The organism is Thalassospira tepidiphila MCCC 1A03514, assembly GCF_001662875.1.
Lineage (GTDB): Bacteria > Pseudomonadota > Alphaproteobacteria > Rhodospirillales > Thalassospiraceae > Thalassospira > Thalassospira tepidiphila.
On the sequence record NZ_JPVZ01000007.1, the window covers coordinates 132,270 to 149,762 of the forward strand.

Consider the following 17,493-nt stretch of genomic DNA (forward strand, 5'->3'; position numbering starts at 1 on the left):
GGGTGATGGAGCGCGCCGCTCCAGATCCCCGCCTTCGCGGGGATGACGGTGCCCAAAACAGTGCATGGAACGAACGTCATTCCCGCGCAGGCGGGAACCCCGAACCGCAAGCTCAAAACATACATTGATCGTCACAACCCGGAGGCCCCGATGGGAAGTCTGTTTTCCACGCCGAAACCAGCACGTGCCGCGCCGCCGGTCTCAAAGCCCGCTGCTGTTAAACCCGAAGACGACACCAGTGCTGAAGATGCCGCACGCACCGCCCGGACCGAGGCGCTTGAACGCCGCCGGTATGGCCGTGCCAGCCTGATCGGGACAAGTTATCGCGGGCTTTTGACGGACCGCATCGCCAAGGCGGGCGGTGGCAAGAACCTGTTGGGGGAATAGGCATGGTGAAATCGCAAAAGGCAGTGACTGAGGACAAGGCAACCGACGGGGCAGATATCACCCAGTTGCGCGCCCGTTTTCAAAAGGCGATGGAACGCCGGCGCAATTGGCTGTCGCATTGGCAGGATTGCTATGAATTCGCCTTGCCACAGCGCAATGCGGCAGCCAGCAACCAGACCAATGGCGGCAAGCGCCTTGATCGGGTGTTTGACGCAACCGCATCGGACGCGGTCGAACAGCTTGCCGCCAGCCTGATGGCCGAAATCACCCCGCCGGGTGGTGGCTGGTTTGAGTTGGAACCCGGCGGCAATGTCGCCAATGCGGATCGGCAGGCCCTGACCGAGCAGCTTGGCCGGGCCGTTCGGATTTTGCAGGGGCATTTTGATCGCTCCAACTTTGCGGTCGAAATGCATCAGGCGTTTCTGGATCTGGTCACCGCCGGAACCGCGTGCTTGCGTCTTGAAAAGGCCGATCTGCACAGCCCGTCTGCTTTGCGCTTTACCGCCGTGCCGTTGCGCGATCTGGCATTTGAAGAACGATCGGATGGCAAGATGGATGCGGTGTTTCGCAAACTGGCGCTTACCCGCGCGGAAATCCTTGCAACCTGGCCGGGGGCAAAGGGCTTTGCCGATGATGATCGCGATGACAAGGACGCCCCGAAACGCTTCACCGTGATCGAGGCCGTGCTTCCGGCAACGGATCACAAAACCGGCTATGAGCTGTGTGTGTTTCGCGAAGACGGTGACGCCAATACCAATGATCTGATCTATCGCGACCGCTTTGATGTGTCGCCCTATATCGCCTTTCGCTGGATGAAGGCACCGGGCGAGATTTATGGCCGCTCCCCGGTGATGAAGGCGCTGCCCGATATCAAGACTGCCAATAAGGTGGTGGAGTTGGTGCTGAAAAACGCCTCGATTGCCGTTACCGGCATCTGGCAGGCCGATGATGACGGCGTTCTGAACCCGGCAACGATCCGCCTTGTACCCGGCAGCATCATCCCGAAGGCCGTTGGATCGGCGGGGCTCAAACCGCTTGAGGCCCCCGGTCGGTTTGATGTGTCTGACCTTGTTCTTTCTGATCTGCGCGATCGCATTCGGCGCTGCTTGCTGGCTGATCGCCTGGGCCAAACTGATCAACCGGGCATGACCGCGACCGAGGTGCTTGAACGTGCATCGGAAAACGCCCGGCTTCTGGGTGCAACCTATGGCCGGTTGCAGGCGGAATTGCTCTATCCGCTGATCCGCCGTGCGCTTTATATCCTGACCCAAACCGGGGAGCTTCCCGACATCCCGCTGGATGGCGATGTTGTGGTGCTGCGTCATGCGGCCCCGCTCGCACAACTGCCTAAACGGGTACAGGCGGGCCAGGCGCTTGATTGGCTGTCGCGGATTGCCGCCCTTGGCCCGGATGCCTTGGCGGAGGTCGATTTGCCCGTCATGGTCCGCTGGCTTGCCGATCAGTTTGGCGTGCCGGATCATCTCTTGCGGCCAAGCCTGCCACCCGAAATCACGGAGGCCGTGTGATGGTTGAGAACGGATGGGACTGGTTCGAGGCCGAGAACGAGACGCTTTCGGAAAACGGCAGTGACCATTGGCAGGCCTGTTTTGATAGCGACGCCGGGGCAAAGGTACTGGCCGATCTTGAACGCCATTTCCTGCACAGCGCGCTTGGGCCGGATGCCAGCACTGCGGCGATCTGGATGCGCGAAGGGAAGCGCGCGCTGGTGCTGCATATCAAACGATTGGCTGAGCGTTCCGCCGCAGATTGATCCCCGCCTGCGCGGGGATGACGGTACCGAAAACAGCTGCATGGGACGGACGTCATCCCGGCGCAGGCGGGGATCCCGAGCCACATCTACCAAACCTAAGTTTGACCCCAATAAGCGGAGTGTTCGCATGACAACCGAACCCGACCTTCTCGTAGCCGAAACCGAGACGCCGAAAATCCCGGAAGCAGCAGAAACAGCCGAGCTGCCTGATACCGAAACGCCAGCGCCCGAAACCGAACTTGATCCCGCAGCCCTCGCCGATCTGGTCCCCGAAACACCGGACGCCTACGCAATCACGCTTGCAGATGGCATGGAAGATATTGATACGGATTTAAACCAGCGCCTGCATGCGGCAGGCTTCAGCAACGCGCAGGCTCAGCTGGTTTATGATCTCGCGGGGGAGGTTCTTTCACCGCTTCTCGGCGATCTTGATCAGGCGGCCCAGCGCGCCACGGATCGCGCGGCGTTGGCTGCCGAGTTTGGCGGGGCTGAAAGCTGGAAAAAGCTGGCGCCGAAAATCGAAAGCTGGGGCAAGGCCAACCTGCCCGAGGCCGCCTTTGAAACGCTTTGTCAAAGTGCCGATGGCGTGCGTGCCATGCATCGCATGATGACCCATGGCGATGAGGCAGCCCTTGGCAAGACTGACGGCGGGGCGGGGGAGACAGGTCTTCGCTCCGAAATCCGACGCAAGATGAATGATCCGTGCTATTGGCGGGATCGCGATCCAACGCTGGTTGCCGAAGTGCAGGCGGATTTTGCCAGGCTTTCCGGTGGGTAGCTTGACCTAGAACAGCTTGTCGGCACGGTCGATGACCGCGTTGACATAGTCCGGGATCGGGGTCAGCGGCAAAAGGAAATAGCCCGCAATCCCCAGCCCGATCAGGCTGAACACAAGCAAAACCGAATTCTTCACGGCAGATACTCTTTTTCTTTGTTTTCTTGTTTGTCTTGGACCGGACCGCGCAGAAAAGCCCGTCGGGTGCAACAGGTCGGGGCAAATCAAGCGCGTGTCCTACGGAACCTCGATGGATGAGGTTTCCTGTAACAGCGCTCTTAAAACACCAAACCTTGGCCGGAAAATGACCGGTTTTGGGGCAATTGTGGCACTGGCCTTTTTGGGCAGCGCAATTGAACCCCGGCGGCTGCCTGCAATCACGACGAAATCATATCTGAAACAAGGGGATAAAAGGCGATGACAACCACGATTGATCAAAGCTTCATCGACCATTTTCAGGCCGATGTGCATCAGGCCTATCAACGCATGGGATCAAAACTGCGCAACACGGTGCGGGTGAAAAACGCCATCAAGGGCGCGACCACGGTTTTCCAGAAAGTCGGCAAGGGCACGGCGACCACCAAGGCCCGCCATGGCAAGGTGCCGGTGATGAATGTCGATCACGAGGCGGTCCGGTGTGACCTGCGCGATTACTATGCCGGTGACTGGGTCGATGCGCTTGATGAGCTTAAAATCAACCATGATGAAAAAATGGTTCTGGCCAATGCCGGGGCCTATGCGCTTGGTCGCAAGACCGACGAGCTGATCATCAATGCGCTGGTCGGCGCCGATGATGTCGTGCCTGACAATACCGAGGGCATGACGCTTGATAAGGTCATGATGGCGTTCGAAGGCCTTGGCGATCGCGATGTTCCCGATGACGGGCAGCGTTATGCGATTGTTGGCTGGAAACAGTGGTCGGAACTTCTCCTGATCGATGAATTCTCACGATCTGACTATATCGGCGATGAAGACCTGCCGTGGAAGGGCACACAGGCCAAACGCTGGCTCGGAACGCTTTGGATGCCCCATTCCGGCCTGCCGGTCGCCTCGGGCATCCGATCCTGCTTCTGGTATCACCGCACCGCGATTGGCCACGCCATCGGTTCGGACGTTCAGTCCGACATCACCTGGCACGGCGATCACGCGGCCCACTTTGTCAACAACTCCATGAGCCAGGGTGCCACGCTGATTGATGGCGATGGTGTCACCTGCATCAAGGCGCAGGAATAAGTCCCACACCCGATTTTTCCCGAACCAAGGAGACCCAAATGGCAGAAGGTTTCAAAGCCAGAAACCTCAGTGTTCTGGCATACGCCAACGGCTTTACGCTGTGGCACTACATCACCCCGGACGTCGCCGCCGACGTCGATACCGCCGATTACTTCCTTGAGGCCCGCGACATGCTGCGCGTCGGCGATTTCATCATCGCCAACACCAACCGCGACGCGACAATGTCCGGCGGCCTGTTCGTCGTCGCAAGCTCCGGTGCAAACGGCGTCGATGTCCGCGACATGACGGCAATCGGCACCTCAAACACCGACTGATCGCACACCCCCGATCCACCCTTTTCATCCTCCCTCAACCTCGCCCCGGTGACTGATGTTGCCGGGGTTTCTTTTGACCAGAACAAGGATTGTTTATGTGTAACTGCAACAAGATTACCATCTGCACCGAGTTTGATGCCGCTCAGATCGCCGGTCTTCAGGTGCCGATTGCCTCAATTCATGCCTTTGCCACCCAGACCGTGCCGGCCGATTATCTGATCTGTGATGGTTCGGCTGTTTCCCGCGCAGAGTATGCCGAGCTTTTCGCTGCACTTGGCACAGTTTGGGGCGAAGGCGATGGCACCACGACCTTCAATATCCCTGATTTGCGCGGTGAGTTCCTGCGCGGCTTTGATGCTGGCCGCGGTGTGGATGCGGGGCGTGTGTTCGCGTCAGAGCAGGAGGGGGCTTTTCAGGAACACCAGCACAAAAAAGGTATGGCGGAAGATGGAACTAATCTGTTCGTTTACGGTGCATCGCAAGATGACTTGCCCGGTGCAGCCTCTGGCACAACTGATGGGGACGGTCCGCCTATCACATATCAGGGCCTCACTTCAGTAGAAGGCGGTGACGAAACTCGCCCGCGTAACGTGGCCGTGACTTACGCGATCAAGGCAATCCACCCTGCGAGCAACTGAGTAAGACCCGCAACCAATCCACATCATTTCAAACGCCCTGGCAGCATCCGCTGCCGGGGTTTCTTTTTCTCAACCAAGGAGACTGCTTATGCAGGGTAATACCCCGGTCGAATGTGAAGTTCTGAACGTTATTCAGGGTGCAGGTATCTGGCCTGATTGCGATGATAAAACCCAGCTCTTGCAGGCCATCGAAGCGCTGATTGCAGGCGGTGGTTCTGGTGGTGGCGGTGTCGTGGCTGGCAGTGAAATCGGTTCGGTTTCGGCTTTCGCGATGCCAACCCCGCCAACTGGTTGGCTGGTCTGTGATGGTTCAGCGATCTCACGCACCGAGTATGCCGATCTGTTCGCAACCATTGGCACGCTTTGGGGGGCTGGTGATGAGGTGTCTACCTTTAACCTCCCCGATCTGCGCGGCGAATTCCTGCGTGGTTTTGACGCTGGTCGCGGTGTCGATGAGGGTCGCGTTTTCGGTTCATTTCAAGGCGATCAGATGCAAGGGCACGAGCATAATCTTGGTGAATTGTCCTCTCGCTATTACCTCGGCAACAACTCAGATATCGGTGGTCCAGAGTCCAGAGGTCCACACCCAACTTTGGGGATTATTTCTGATGGTGTGAACGGCGAGCCGAGGATTGGCATAGAAACCCGACCCCGCAACATTACCATGACCTATGCGATCAAGGCCTTCTATCCAACGTCTGCATAAGTCTCTCAGTCAAACCCGATATCCCCGGCAGACCTTGTTTGCCGGGTTTCTTTTTTTGTCCAAAATGGAGAATTCGTATGCAGTGTTTGAGCCCGGTTGAAAGTGAAGTTCTCAATGTCGTTCTGGCAGCCGAAATTGTTCCGGATCGCATGGACGATACCCAGCTGTTGCAGGCACTTGAGAGCCTGTTTGGCGGGGGTGGCTCCGGTGGCGGTTCCCTGCCGGTTGCGACCATCCTGCCGTTTGCCGGTTCGGTGGCACCGGAAGGGTTTATGATCTGTGACGGTGCGGAACTTCTGGCGGCGGACTATGCCGATCTGTTTACCGCGATTGGCACGATCTATGGTGTCGGTCAGGCTGCTGGCAGTTTCAAACTGCCGGATCTGCGCGGTCGTGCACCGATTGGTGCCGGTCAGGGCGATGGTCTGACGGATCGTGTGATCGGTGCTGTCGATGGTGAAGAAGCTCATCAGCTTACGATTGATGAGATGCCAAGTCATAACCACAACAATGCACTGGTTGGTGCCACACAGCAGCTGTTCGGCATGGTGAATGATCCCAAGTACCATAATAGCGGTCCATTCGGCCAACTGGAATCCGACGGCGGCGACCAACCGCACAACAACATGCAGCCGTTCCTGGTGGTGAATTACATCATCAAGGTTTGATTGCTGCGAACAAGAACCTTTGCGGGGTCCGGGTTTCCGGGCCCCGTTTTTGTTTGGGGGGATGTGATGGCGTTGAGTGATGTGGCGCTGTGTGCGCGGGCGTTGGTGATGATCGGGGCGGCGCCGATTTCGTCTTTTGAGGAAGACGTTGCCGAGGCCGAGATTGCCCGGATGCTTTATCCCGCCGTGCGCGATGGCATGCTGGCGGGCTATCCGTGGCGGTTTGCCGGGCGGGGTTGCTGGTTGTCGCGACTGGCCGGTGAGGATGTGGCGACATCGCCCAAGGATGGAAGCCATCTGTTTGCCTTGCCGCGGGACTTTATCCGCCTTCTGTCGCTTGAAAATGAAGGGGGCAAGATTGCCCGGTTTGAGTTGCGCGATCAGGCGGTTCTGGTCGCAAGCGATAGTGCGCATCTTTCTTATGTCGCGCGTTTGCCCGAGGGCAGCTTTCCGGCCTGGTTTGATATGGCCTTGATGGCGCGACTGGCAGCCGAGTTTTGCCTGCCGCTGACCGAAAGCAGCACACGCGCCGAGTACCTTTTCAAGCGGGCGGAGGATCAGTTGCGTGAAGCCAGACTTGCCGATGCGCAGCAATCGACCCCGCACGCGATTGATGATTTTTCCCTGATTTCTGCAAGGGGCTAGGGCGGACACGGAGCACGTCGCCGTAGATCCCCGCCTGCGCGGGGATCCCGATCCGCAAGCGTATCACCTTTATTCAATGAGGGAGTACCCCATGGCACGCCGCGTTCTGGAGAAAAACACGTTTTCGACCGGCGAACTGGCCCCGGAATTGTGGGGGCGCTCAGACTTAAGCGCCTATGCCAATGGGGCGGCACGCCTGCGCAATGTGTTTATCGAGCCCTCGGGCGGGGTGCGCCGTCGTCCCGGTATTCGGTTGATTGATGAATTGCCGGGTCCGGCCCGCCTGATCCAGTTCGAGTTCAATACCGAGCAGACCTATCTGCTGGCCTTTGGCGATAACCGCGCACTGGTGTTTGAAGACGGGGTCGAGACGATCTGGTTTGAAACCACGTTTGGGCTGGAACACCATGATCTGCTCAACTGGACGCAGAGTGCGGATACGCTGTTGGTCGTCCATCCCGATGCCCAGCCGGTCCGGATCACCCGCACTGGCGATGGCAGTTGGCAAACAAGTCTGTGGGCCTGGCGCGAGACCAATTTTCGCACCAGCCAGCCCTATTACAAGTTTGTTGAGCCGGCTGCGACCCTGACCCCGTCGGGCACCAGTGGGACCGTCACGCTCACCGCCAATATGGATGTGTTTGTGCCGGGCCATGTCGGGACCCTGTGGCGGATTCAGGGGATTGAGGGAGAGGTTAAAAGCGTTGCCAATGCTCGGTCCGCCACCATCGCGCTCAAACAGGCGTTGCCCAACACCAATGCCACCGTCGATTTTGTCGAGCAGGCCTTTTCAGACGTGCGGGGCTGGCCGCGCAGCGTGACCTTCCATCAGGACCGCTTGATCATTGGCGGATCGCGCGATCTGCCCAACCGGTTGTGGATGTCAAAATCGGGCGATCTGTTTAATTTCGAGCTCGGCGAGGGCCTTGATGACGAGGCGATTGAATTTGCCCTGCTGGCCGATCAGGTTAACGCGATCACCGGCATTTTCGCCGGTCGTCATTTGCAGGTCTTTACCAGCGGGTCGGAATGGATGGTCACGGGCGATCCGTTGACGCCCGCAAATGTGCAGGTCACGCGCCAGACCCGGATCGGCAGCCAGAGCGATCGCACCGTGCCGCTGGTCAATGTCGATGGCGCGACGCTGTTTGCCGGGCGGAGCGGGCGCGAAATTCGCGAATTCCTGTTTACCGATGTCGAGCAGGCCTATGGATCGGCCGACCTTGCCTTGCTGTCACGCCATCTGATCCATCATCCGATTGATCAGGCCTTTGATCCGGATCGGCGGCTTTTGCATGTGGTGATGCGCGACGGATCGCTTGCCACACTGACACTTTACCGCAGCGAGGCCATCACCGCCTGGTCTGCGCAGTCGGTAGCGGGATGTGCCTTTGCATCCGTTTCGGTGTCAGGCGGGGATGTCTATGTCGTGCTGGAACGGGGTGGGCGATATTTCCTGGGCGTGTTTGACCCGAAATGCGGTTTCGACCTTTATCGCCGCCAAGCGGTGGCCGCGGGCGAGCCGCCGCGCCGGCATTGGGGCAATCTTGATCCGCTCGATGGTCTGGATGTCAGTGTCTGGGGCGAGGGCGTTCTTGCCGATGACATCCCGGTTGCCGGGGGCACGATCACCTTACCTGAGAGTATTGGGGCGGTATCGGAGATCGAGGTCGGCTTGCCCTTTACCCATGAAATTTATGCCCTGCCGCCGGCCGCATCGGATGGCAGCCGCCCGCATGGTGGTAATGCCGTGCGGCTGGTCTCGGTCACCTTGCGTTTGCAGGAAGCCGGGCAGCTTCGCGTCGATACCGGTCGGGGATTGCGCGATGTGGCGCTGCCGGTTTCCGCCGATGACAAAGATGCGCTCTATAGCGGGGATATTACGCTGCGCGCACTGGGCTGGCGGCGGGGCAGTGGGGGAACAGTTAAAAGCGGATTATGGCGCATCGCCGGGGCATTGCCCCGGCCTTTTTTATTGCTCGGAGCGGCCAGTGAAATGGGGGTGAATGACTGATGGGTGGATTTACATCAATCGTGCCGATGGCGGCATCGGTGCTGCAAACCGGACAACGCATTGCCGCCAATCAAAGCAATGCACAAAGCCGTATTGATCAAACCGAAGCCGCCCGTCAGGCGGAGCTGGCCGAAATCGAAGCGCGCGAGCGCGAAGACGCCACCAATCGCGAGGAGGAGCTTCGGCGGCGTCAGGCAACCGCGCGCGCCCGGCAAGGGGCATCGGGCCTGATGGCGGGGGGATCGGGATCGGCCAGTGCGGTTCTGGCGGGTTACGAAAAGGCCGCCCGACAGGATGCGGACCAGAGTGCGGACGCCGCCGCGAGAAACCGCAATCGCATCAACCAACAGGCCGCCTGGCGCGAAAAGTCGCTGTTGCGATCTTCGCAGGATGACACGGTCGCACGGCTGAATGCCTGGTTTTCAAAGCGTGATGGCTGAGTTTTTTTAGGGGGAAGTGCGCTATGGGCGCTGTTTTTGCCAATCAGATCCGTGCCGCCATTGCCTTTGTTGGCGATGGCGCACGCGATACGTTTCCGTTTGATTTTGATGTGTTTGATGCCGGTGATGTGCGGGTGGCGATCAATGGCACGGAAACCGATACCGGCTTTCATATCGCACTCACGCCCACCGATCAGGGCGGGGGTGGCGTGGTGCAGTTTGAAAATCCGCCGGCAAATGGCAGCACGATCAGTATTGCCCGGCAGTTGTATTTGCGCCGACTGAGCAGCTTTGACGCCATGTCGATCCCGCGCGGTGATGCGCTGGAGCGCGATCTTGATTTAATGACGGCCGCCCTTGGCGATGTTGATCGCGCGCTTTCCGGGGCTTTGCGCTTTGGCGCGGATCAGGGGGAGGGCGCGTCGGCCGAGTTGCCGGTGATCAAGCCCGGTCGGGCGCTGATCTGGAACGCGGCGGGCACGGGGCTTGCCAATGGTCCGACGGCCGATGACATCGCGGTCGCAAGCCATAAGGCCAGCCAAGCGCAGGATGCTGCCAACCGGGCCGAGGCCGCCGAAAGCCGATCTGAAACAGCACGTGCGTCGTTTGAGCGATCAACTGCCTCGGCGATGCTTGATCTTGATTTTCGCAGTGGCGATGTCCTGACGTGGGAGGATGAGCGCCGTATGCCGGTGATTGATGCGCCGGTCAGCCGGATCATGGATATCCGCGAAACCGGATCGCTGGTTCGGCTTTCCAGCGGGGCGCAATTGACCTTGCCGGTGGCGTCCCTTGCGCGCAATGGCGTTCGGTTTCGGGTGTTTAACGGTGACGGCACGATGGTTGATATCACGACTGCGGCGGGGAATGTGATCCGCCCGACCAATGGCGGTGTCGAGGCAACCGTTTATCCGCTGCCGACCCGTGGTGACATGGTCGATCTGGTCTGTGATGGCACGCGCTGGTTTGCTGCCCCGATCCATGAAAGCGGCCCGGTGGTGAAGCTTTTGCGAGTGGCATCGCAATCCATTCCGGCGGGCGGGGCGTTTCTGGTTGAATGGGATCAGGTGATCGAAGACAGCCACGGGCTTTATGACAGCGGCGTGCATGGCATCACCGGCCTCGCGCCGGGTTTTTACCATGTCGATATCGGGGTGCGTTTCCCGATTACCGACCAGTCGGTCTTTACCACTTTGTCGCTCGAACGCTTTGACGGCACCGATTGGTCGAGCCACCTGCAGGCCAATGATATTACCGCCATGGGCAGCGGGGCGGCGCATAGTTTGCGCCTGAACGGTATTGCCCGGATCGGCACAACACCCGGCACCGGATTGCGCCTGCGTCTGTCGCATAGTGATGCGCAAACACGCGACATTGGCGCAAGCGGTCTTTTGACCTGGTGTCACATCCATCGCATTGGCGGCTAGCACGCCAACACGCGCCTGCCATCCATCGACTACACACTGATCGGAGATGCATCCAATGGGATTGCGTTATCAGCCGCTTGCGGCCTGTATGAACGTGTCGCGCGCCAGTACCAAGCTTGTTCGCGGCCCAAATGGCCTGCTTGAAACCCGTGCGATCAATGAACCGGCCTATGATCATGATCGGCTTGGCCGTCGCCTGGGCCTTATGATCGAGGGGGCGGCGACCAATCTGCTGCGTTACTCAATGGCCTTTGACAACGCGCTTTGGGAAAAGAACAGCGGTGTGACCGTGACGGGCAGCACCATTCCCGCCCCGGATGGCAGCCAAACCGCGATGCAGCTTGATCTGCCCGGAAGTGCGGCAGGTGCGGACGGACTTTATCAGAATGTCGGCGAGCTTGTGACCAACGATACCTATAGCTTTGCTGTCTGGATGCGCGCAGTTTCGGGCACGGCCGACATCACGCTTGGCGGGATTGACGGGGCTTCCGCGAATGGCTTTGCCTTGGATGAAAACTGGCAACGGGTGTGGATCGCCGAACCGGCATCCGGTACGGCCCGCTATCCGAAACTCAGTACCACCATAACTGCCCTTCCGGCCTCTGTCCTGATCTGGAATGCCCAGCTTGAAGCCAGCCCCGTGCCCACCAGTGACATCATCAGCAACGGCATCCCGGCCGCGCGGGCGTGCGATGATGTGCGGCTTGATCCCGGTGACTGGTTCGCGCAGGGGCGCGGCACAATGGTGTTTGATCTGCATACCGCCAAGGATTGGGCGGGCATCTGGCGGATCGTACAGCTTTACTCCGCCAGCCTGAATGAGGGTCACCTTGATCTTGGTTATGACAGTGCCGCCGATCAGTTGCGCATTTCGCTACGTTCGGGTGGCGTGCCGCTCGTCACCCAGTCGCTTTATGGCGCGCTTGCCAAGGATAGCCGCCATCGCATCGCGCTGGCCTGGGATGATGACGTGATCTCGGTCGGGCTGGATGGTGTGGTGCTGTCATCCCCCGATGGCTTTGCCATGCCGCGCAATTTTTCCAATATCGTGCTGGGGTCGTTTGACGGCGCTGACAAGGCCCTGAACGGGCATGTGCGCAATCTCGCCTATTGGCCGGAAAAGCTTTCCAATGCGCGGTTGTCTGAACTTTCGGTGGTTTAAGCCTCATGAGCACGGATAAAACACCCGACCCGATCATGGCCCTGCAAACCCGGTTGCTGGGCGAATTGCCCGATGACATTGCCATGGCGCGCGAAGCCTATCACCGTCTGGCCGGGGAGGCGGCCGGGATCATGGATGCCAAGGAATTCTCCGCCCATCAGACGGCCTGTAAGGCAGCGCTCAGGCATCTTGAAAGCCTGATCAAGCTTCTGCGCTGGGCGTGTGAGGGGGCGGGGAAAGTCGATGAAGACGCACCTGAGAAAAGCAATGTCGATCAGCTGATTTCTGAGGCAAAACGCAGTCTTGGGGGCGCCTGAGGTGCTGCGCCCCACCATTCAATGAGCATGGTAGGGCGCATAAATTCAGTAGGACAATGTCACCAATTCGCATTTGGCGTTCTTGCCACCGGCATAGTCGTAGAAGACTTTCATGAAACTGCCGCTGCCGTTTTGGATATTCAGCGTGATCTGATAGCGATTTGCCGTGGTCGTGGTTGTTGCCGTGCCGCGGCGGATTTCAGATTCAAGATCTGACGGGGTCTGAATTCCGGCATTCGGGCCGCGTTCACGAACGCGGGTATAAAAGTGAAATCCTTTGTCCTGCCAGATCATAGGCAACATGTTGCTCCACTGGCTGTTCGTAACCTGTTTCCACGCATTGTCGACATTGCTGCCGCTGAGTGAAAACGTTGTCGGGGCACAGGCCGATGGCGGTTTGGCATGTGCGGGCAGTGTGACGAAAAGACCAAGTGTCAGGAAAAGAAAGGCTGCCATCAGGCCGCCAAAACGCATGCTGCGATAGGTCTGCATTATCGGGTTGCTCCTTTTTGTAATGGTATTCAGACAGAACTTTGACGTCGCCCGGACGCGAACGTGACAGACCGCAACAACCAAATTGATGGAGTGAGGAAAATGCCAACGGCACGGGCCCGCTTCGCCGAATTCGTCTGGATCTGGGATCAGATGTTGGGGCTCGGCCTGCCGGCCCATCACCGCAAAATGGCTGATTGGCTTGAAGACTGCTGGCAGTCGGGCAAGCGGGAAATGCTTTTGATGGCGTTTCGCAATTCCGGCAAGTCGACGCTGGTCGGGTTGTTTTGTGGCTGGTTGCTTTATCGTGATGCCGATTTGCGCATTCTGGTGCTGGCCGCCGATCTTGATCTGGCGAAAAAGATGGTGCGCAACGTCAAGCGGGTGATTGAACGCCATCCGCTGATGGGTGCCCTTTTGCCCGAAAAGCTGATCGATTGGGGGAGTGAGCGGTTTACCGTGGCGCGGACGGCTGTGTTGCGCGATCCGTCGATGCAGGCGGTGGGCATTGGCGGCAACATTACCGGGTCGCGTGCCGATCTGGTGATTTGCGATGATGTCGAGGTGCCCAAAAACAGCGATACCGCCCATAAACGTGCTGAACTGCGCGAAAAGCTTGGCGAGATTGCCTATGTGCTGGGTCCAAGTGGTGCGCAGCTTTATGTCGGCACCCCGCACAGCTATTACTCGATCTATGCCGATGAAGCGCGATCGGAGGTCGGCGAAGTTGCACCGTTCCTTGACGGTTTTTCACGCTTTGAGCTTCCCATCGTCAATAAGGGCGGGACATCAAACTGGCCGGAAAGATTTGATATGGCCGCAATTGATGCGATGCGGGCGCGCACGCCAGAGCGCAAGTTCCAAAGCCAGATGATGCTTGAAATGATGGCCCCGGTGGCAGGCATGCTCGACCCCGCAAAATTGCGGTTCTACGACGATCAAGTTGAGATCACCCATGGCAATGGCCGCATGAGCCTTCGGATTGGCGGGCGCACCATGGTGGCGAGTGCCTGCCATTTTGATCCGAGCTTCGGGTCGCTTCGGGGCGACGGGGCGGTGGTGGCCTGTGTTTATATCTGCGATCAGGGGGAATATTGGCTGCAGGATATCGCGTGGCTGCAGGCGTCTGATCCGAGTGCGTCGGAGACAAATCGCGATATGCCCTGGCGCGATGAGGCCAGCCAGCTTTGTGCGCAGGTCGCGGAGTTTATGGCGCGCCATCATTTGCCTTCGGTCCGGGTCGAGACCAATGGCATTGGCCGGTTTCTGCCCAATATCCTTCGGCGTGAATTGAAATCAATCGGATGGGCGGCAAGCGTCGTAGAACATCATGAGAGTACCAACAAGGCCACCCGGATCGAGGATGCGTTTGGCGCGGTGATGGGGGCAGGATTGCTGCATGTCCATCGCGATGTTTGCCAGACACCGTTCCTGCGCCAGATGCGCGATTGGCATCCCGATAACAGCAATGCCAACAAAGGTGCTGATGACGGGCTTGATGCGGTGGCGGGCTGTATTTTGCATGATCCGGTGCGTTTGCCACGGGTCGATATGCCGGTCAAACGCGCCGACTGGCGGGCACAAAGCGGGATTTTCCGGGCCGAGAGCCATTTCAACCCGTGAGAACGGGCTTTCAATTCGTGAGGGAGGAAAAAACTTTCTCACAATGCCAAATGGTTAGCGCAGGTCTGTATCACATTTGTGAAATATTCATGGAAAATTCAGCTTTGGTCCCTACGTTTATTATATGAAAGCATAGTAAGTAATTTTTCTTCCTATACTAAAGTGAGTTTTCAAAGCCAGAAAAAGACGGGTCCCGGCCCATGAAGCCGGCACAAGGAAGCGGCCAAAGATCATTTGTTGATTGATTTTGCAGTACAGGAAAACAAGACGTCCATGTGGGCGCACCTGACTGCCAGGAGGCCTGACCATGTTGAAAACACTGAGCTTGATTGCTGTGGTGGCAGGTGCCGTTGCAGTAACACATACCCCAGCCTCGGCATCCCCCGTCTGCGGGGATCGATCCAAGGTGATCGACAGCCTGAGCGCAAAATATTCCGAAGAACCGGTCGCGGTCGGCGTGACGTCCAATGGTGGCGTGATCGAGGTGCTTAAAGCCCCCGATGGCCAGACATGGACGATTTTGTTTACCTATCCGTCCGGCCCAAGCTGCCTTGTCGCCTCTGGCGAGGCCTGGCAGGACCTGGAAGAAAAGCTGAAGGGCCCGGCGGCCTAGACTTGATGCCGTTCGCCTCCTGAATGCTCTGACCGCTTTTCCAGCCCGCGGGATGTCGCCCCGGGTGGAGAAGAGGTCGACCTGACCCGCAAACCATCGGTTTGCGGGTTTTTCTTTGTCTGAAAATCGAGGCCCCCATGACCCTGCCTGTGACCCAGACGGTTGATGTGATCTGGTGGATCACGGCTGTTGAAATTCCCGCTGTCGCCAGCCTGTTCTGGCTGCATTGGCGGATGCGTTCCGAACTGCTTGGCCGGGTGGAACAGCTCCGCACCCGCGAGGAATCAGATGCCAGCGACCTGCGCGATGCCTTGGCCGCCTTCAAGCTCGATGTCGCGCGCAACTATGTCTCCATCCCCTATCTCAAGGATGTCGAAAAACGCCTGACCGGCCATTTGCTCCGGATCGAGGCCAAGCTCGACATGCCCCCCATCCCGAGCAAAAAGGATCTGAGCTGATGAGTGAACCCCAAACCCTGACCAGATCGGCCCCAGAGTCGACATCCCAGCCGATCACTGATCCCTATACACTGCCCGAGGTCGAGGTGCTGGCCCGAACCCTTTATGGCGAAGCGCGTGGCGAAGAACTTGCCGGGATCGAGGCCGTGGCATCGGTCATCCTCAACCGGGTGGCGTTTGCCAAGCGGCGCGGGCGCTATTGGTGGGGCAATGACGTGAAATCTGTCTGCCTGAAACCGGCACAGTTTTCCTGCTGGAACGAAGCGGACCCAAATCGCAAGAAGCTGCTGGCACTCAGCCCGCGTGACCCGGCCTACCGTTTGTGCAAACGCATCGCCAAGTGCGCGGTGGTGGGCGAGCTTCCCGATCCAACCGACGGTGCCACCCATTATCACACCCATGCGGTGGATCCGTTCTGGGCGCGCGGCCATGTGCCGGTCACCGAGATTGGCGGGCACCTGTTTTACAAAGATATTGGATAGGGAGGTATCACATGATCCCGGCACTCCTCGCCCAGATCGGCCTGCCGCTTTTGATGAAGGCGGTGGGCGCGGGGCTTGATCATATCGACAACCCGATCGCCAAAACCGCGGCCGAGGGCCTTAAACAGGTGGAAGCCGCCGTCACCAAGGGCGATGTCACGCCCGAACAAATCGTAGTAGCCAACCGCCACACCGAACGCATGGCCGAAATCGAGCTCGCGCGCGATACCGAAACACTCAAATCCGTCAACCGCACTATCCGGGCCGAGGTCGCCAGCGAAGACGCCTTTGTGCGCCGCTGGCGCCCCAGCTTCGGCTATGCCGTCGCGCTGACCTGGATCATGACGATGGGCGCCATCGCCTACGCCATCATCCTGACCCCGCTTCAGGCCCCGGCGATCATCGCAGCGCTGGTCAATACCAGCCCGATCTGGGGGATTGCACTGGGGGTTTTGGGGGTGAGTGTGGTGAAGCGGAGTGCGGATAAGAAGTTGGGATAGCCTGGGCAAAAGGACGAGGTTGAGCATGTTCTACGCCCTCGTGGTGATTATGCAGGGTGGCGCTAGGTCAATACCACCGTCATGTAGTGTTTCGAACTCACACTGAAGGAGAACCGTATTTTCAGCTATCCGCCGAGGGTTTTGATTAGTGCATCAGCGATCTGTATATTGATTTCGTAGTAATTTAAATACGGAGTGTGCCTAGCCTGTTGAAATGTCTCAAGGGCTGCTTCGCTTTGATCACGTGCCCGCTTCGCCAAGGTAAGATCAGAGCGACTTACAGCAATTACTCTTAATGTGTTGGCTTGATTACACAGTGTCATGGCCCAAGCAAGCGGCAAGCGGTCTTGAGTGTATTCCTCAAGTGCTGCTTGGTAGGCGTTAACGGCTTGTTCAAGCCGTTCTGTGTTGCTTTCGCTCACCCCTAAACCATGAAGAGCGTTCCCGAGATTGTTTTGCGTCATGGCCCAATCAAGCGGCACGAGGTCCTGCCTGTATTCCTCAAGTGCACGTTGGTAGGCGTCAACAGCCTCTTTAAACCGATCAGCTTTGTCTTCGCTCTCTCCAAGTCTTATGAGTGCATTGCCGAGGTTGCTTTGTGCCATGGCCCAAGCAAGGGGTGCAATTTTCTGCGTGTGTTCCTCTAGCGCAGACTTGCAGGCGCAAACGGCCGCTTTTAGCTGGGCTGTATCGCTCTTGCGCTCCCCAAGTATTCTAAGCGTATTACCTAGATTGTTTTGAGCCATCGCCCAATCAAGCGGCACTTGGTCCTGTCGCCATTGCTCGAGTGCAGATTGGTAGGCGTCAACAGCATCCTTTAGTCGGCCT

24 protein-coding genes are annotated in these 17,493 nt (G+C 58.4%); 21 read left to right on the plus strand and 3 right to left on the minus strand.

Annotated features, from left to right (window positions below; all coding sequences use genetic code 11):
- The first annotated feature begins 48 nt into the window (after window positions 1-48).
- The 4 genes from TH4_RS15335 (at window position 49) to TH4_RS15350 (ending at window position 2,936) form a co-directional block, all read left to right on the plus strand.
- The gene (locus tag TH4_RS15335) at window positions 49-387 is read left to right on the plus strand and encodes a hypothetical protein (RefSeq protein ID WP_232308339.1); all 339 of its coding nucleotides are present in this window, start codon (window positions 49-51) and stop codon (window positions 385-387) included.
- 2 nt (window positions 388-389) lie between these two features.
- Window positions 390-1,913, plus strand: coding sequence for a portal protein (locus TH4_RS15340; RefSeq protein WP_064781800.1), 1,524 nt, complete (start codon window positions 390-392; stop codon window positions 1,911-1,913).
- Window positions 1,913-2,158 (plus strand): Bbp19 family protein, encoded by a 246-nt coding sequence (locus TH4_RS15345; protein WP_064781801.1) that lies wholly within the window; start codon window positions 1,913-1,915, stop codon window positions 2,156-2,158. The genes TH4_RS15340 and TH4_RS15345 overlap by 1 nt, the downstream gene beginning before the upstream one ends.
- A 127-nt stretch (window positions 2,159-2,285) precedes the next feature.
- Window positions 2,286-2,936, plus strand: coding sequence for a capsid assembly protein (locus TH4_RS15350; RefSeq protein WP_064781802.1), 651 nt, complete (start codon window positions 2,286-2,288; stop codon window positions 2,934-2,936).
- Window positions 2,937-2,942: 6 nt separating this feature from the next.
- On the opposite strand, the gene TH4_RS20970 is transcribed toward TH4_RS15350, so the two are convergent.
- Window positions 2,943-3,071, minus strand: a complete 129-nt coding sequence (locus TH4_RS20970; protein WP_280806647.1) for a hypothetical protein — start codon at window positions 3,069-3,071, stop codon at window positions 2,943-2,945.
- A 112-nt stretch (window positions 3,072-3,183) separates the two neighbouring features.
- On the opposite strand from TH4_RS20970, the gene TH4_RS20685 reads away from it, so the two are divergent.
- From TH4_RS20685 to TH4_RS15405, 12 genes are all read left to right on the plus strand, one after another.
- Window positions 3,184-3,354, plus strand: a complete 171-nt coding sequence (locus TH4_RS20685; RefSeq protein ID WP_157097765.1) for a hypothetical protein — start codon at window positions 3,184-3,186, stop codon at window positions 3,352-3,354.
- A complete protein-coding gene (locus TH4_RS15355) occupies window positions 3,351-4,166 on the plus strand; it encodes a phage capsid protein (RefSeq protein ID WP_063087797.1) in 816 nt (271 codons plus the stop codon). The genes TH4_RS20685 and TH4_RS15355 overlap by 4 nt, the downstream gene beginning before the upstream one ends.
- Window positions 4,167-4,204: 38 nt before the next feature.
- Window positions 4,205-4,480: a hypothetical protein gene (locus tag TH4_RS15360; RefSeq protein ID WP_063087799.1), complete on the plus strand. Its 276-nt coding sequence runs from the start codon at window positions 4,205-4,207 to the stop codon at window positions 4,478-4,480.
- A gap of 95 nt (window positions 4,481-4,575) precedes the next feature.
- On the plus strand, window positions 4,576-5,118 hold the full coding sequence (locus tag TH4_RS15365) for a phage tail protein (protein ID WP_064781803.1): 543 nt from the start codon (window positions 4,576-4,578) through the stop codon (window positions 5,116-5,118).
- 88 nt (window positions 5,119-5,206) lie between these two features.
- Window positions 5,207-5,824: a phage tail protein gene (locus TH4_RS15370; RefSeq protein ID WP_064781804.1), complete on the plus strand. Its 618-nt coding sequence runs from the start codon at window positions 5,207-5,209 to the stop codon at window positions 5,822-5,824.
- A 77-nt stretch (window positions 5,825-5,901) separates the two neighbouring features.
- Window positions 5,902-6,492, plus strand: coding sequence for a phage tail protein (locus TH4_RS15375; RefSeq protein WP_083997133.1), 591 nt, complete (start codon window positions 5,902-5,904; stop codon window positions 6,490-6,492).
- Between the two features lie 66 nt (window positions 6,493-6,558).
- Window positions 6,559-7,137, plus strand: a complete 579-nt coding sequence (locus TH4_RS15380) for a phage connector family protein (RefSeq protein WP_064781805.1) — start codon at window positions 6,559-6,561, stop codon at window positions 7,135-7,137.
- Window positions 7,138-7,228: 91 nt separating this feature from the next.
- Complete coding sequence (locus tag TH4_RS15385; protein WP_064781806.1) at window positions 7,229-9,151, plus strand: phage tail protein; 1,923 nt, start codon at window positions 7,229-7,231, stop codon at window positions 9,149-9,151.
- Window positions 9,151-9,591: a hypothetical protein gene (locus TH4_RS15390; RefSeq protein WP_064781807.1), complete on the plus strand. Its 441-nt coding sequence runs from the start codon at window positions 9,151-9,153 to the stop codon at window positions 9,589-9,591. Before TH4_RS15385 ends, TH4_RS15390 begins: the two co-directional genes overlap by 1 nt.
- A 23-nt stretch (window positions 9,592-9,614) precedes the next feature.
- Window positions 9,615-11,018 (plus strand): hypothetical protein, encoded by a 1,404-nt coding sequence (locus TH4_RS15395; RefSeq protein ID WP_064781808.1) that lies wholly within the window; start codon window positions 9,615-9,617, stop codon window positions 11,016-11,018.
- A 55-nt stretch (window positions 11,019-11,073) separates the two neighbouring features.
- Complete coding sequence (locus TH4_RS15400) at window positions 11,074-12,180, plus strand: phage head spike fiber domain-containing protein (RefSeq protein WP_064781809.1); 1,107 nt, start codon at window positions 11,074-11,076, stop codon at window positions 12,178-12,180.
- Between the two features lie 5 nt (window positions 12,181-12,185).
- The gene (locus tag TH4_RS15405) at window positions 12,186-12,497 is read left to right on the plus strand and encodes a hypothetical protein (protein ID WP_064781810.1); all 312 of its coding nucleotides are present in this window, start codon (window positions 12,186-12,188) and stop codon (window positions 12,495-12,497) included.
- Window positions 12,498-12,542: 45 nt separating this feature from the next.
- On the opposite strand, the gene TH4_RS15410 is transcribed toward TH4_RS15405, so the two are convergent.
- The gene (locus TH4_RS15410; RefSeq protein ID WP_064781811.1) at window positions 12,543-12,989 is read right to left on the minus strand and encodes a hypothetical protein; all 447 of its coding nucleotides are present in this window, start codon (window positions 12,987-12,989) and stop codon (window positions 12,543-12,545) included.
- 102 nt (window positions 12,990-13,091) lie between these two features.
- Between TH4_RS15410 and terL the strand changes: the two genes are divergently transcribed.
- The 5 genes from terL (at window position 13,092) to TH4_RS15435 (ending at window position 16,665) form a co-directional block, all read left to right on the plus strand.
- Window positions 13,092-14,612, plus strand: a complete 1,521-nt coding sequence (gene terL, locus TH4_RS15415) for a phage terminase large subunit (protein WP_064781812.1) — start codon at window positions 13,092-13,094, stop codon at window positions 14,610-14,612.
- 307 nt (window positions 14,613-14,919) lie between these two features.
- Window positions 14,920-15,225: a hypothetical protein gene (locus TH4_RS15420; RefSeq protein ID WP_008890208.1), complete on the plus strand. Its 306-nt coding sequence runs from the start codon at window positions 14,920-14,922 to the stop codon at window positions 15,223-15,225.
- Between the two features lie 137 nt (window positions 15,226-15,362).
- Window positions 15,363-15,683 (plus strand): hypothetical protein, encoded by a 321-nt coding sequence (locus TH4_RS15425; RefSeq protein WP_064781813.1) that lies wholly within the window; start codon window positions 15,363-15,365, stop codon window positions 15,681-15,683.
- Complete coding sequence (locus TH4_RS15430) at window positions 15,683-16,165, plus strand: cell wall hydrolase (protein ID WP_064781814.1); 483 nt, start codon at window positions 15,683-15,685, stop codon at window positions 16,163-16,165. The genes TH4_RS15425 and TH4_RS15430 overlap by 1 nt, the downstream gene beginning before the upstream one ends.
- Before the next feature lie 11 nt (window positions 16,166-16,176).
- Window positions 16,177-16,665, plus strand: coding sequence for a 3TM-type holin (locus tag TH4_RS15435; protein ID WP_064781815.1), 489 nt, complete (start codon window positions 16,177-16,179; stop codon window positions 16,663-16,665).
- Between the two features lie 125 nt (window positions 16,666-16,790).
- Here TH4_RS15435 and TH4_RS15440 read toward each other — a convergent pair whose 3' ends face one another.
- The gene (locus tag TH4_RS15440; RefSeq protein WP_064781816.1) at window positions 16,791-17,411 is read right to left on the minus strand and encodes a tetratricopeptide repeat protein; all 621 of its coding nucleotides are present in this window, start codon (window positions 17,409-17,411) and stop codon (window positions 16,791-16,793) included.
- Window positions 17,412-17,493 lie beyond the last annotated feature (82 nt).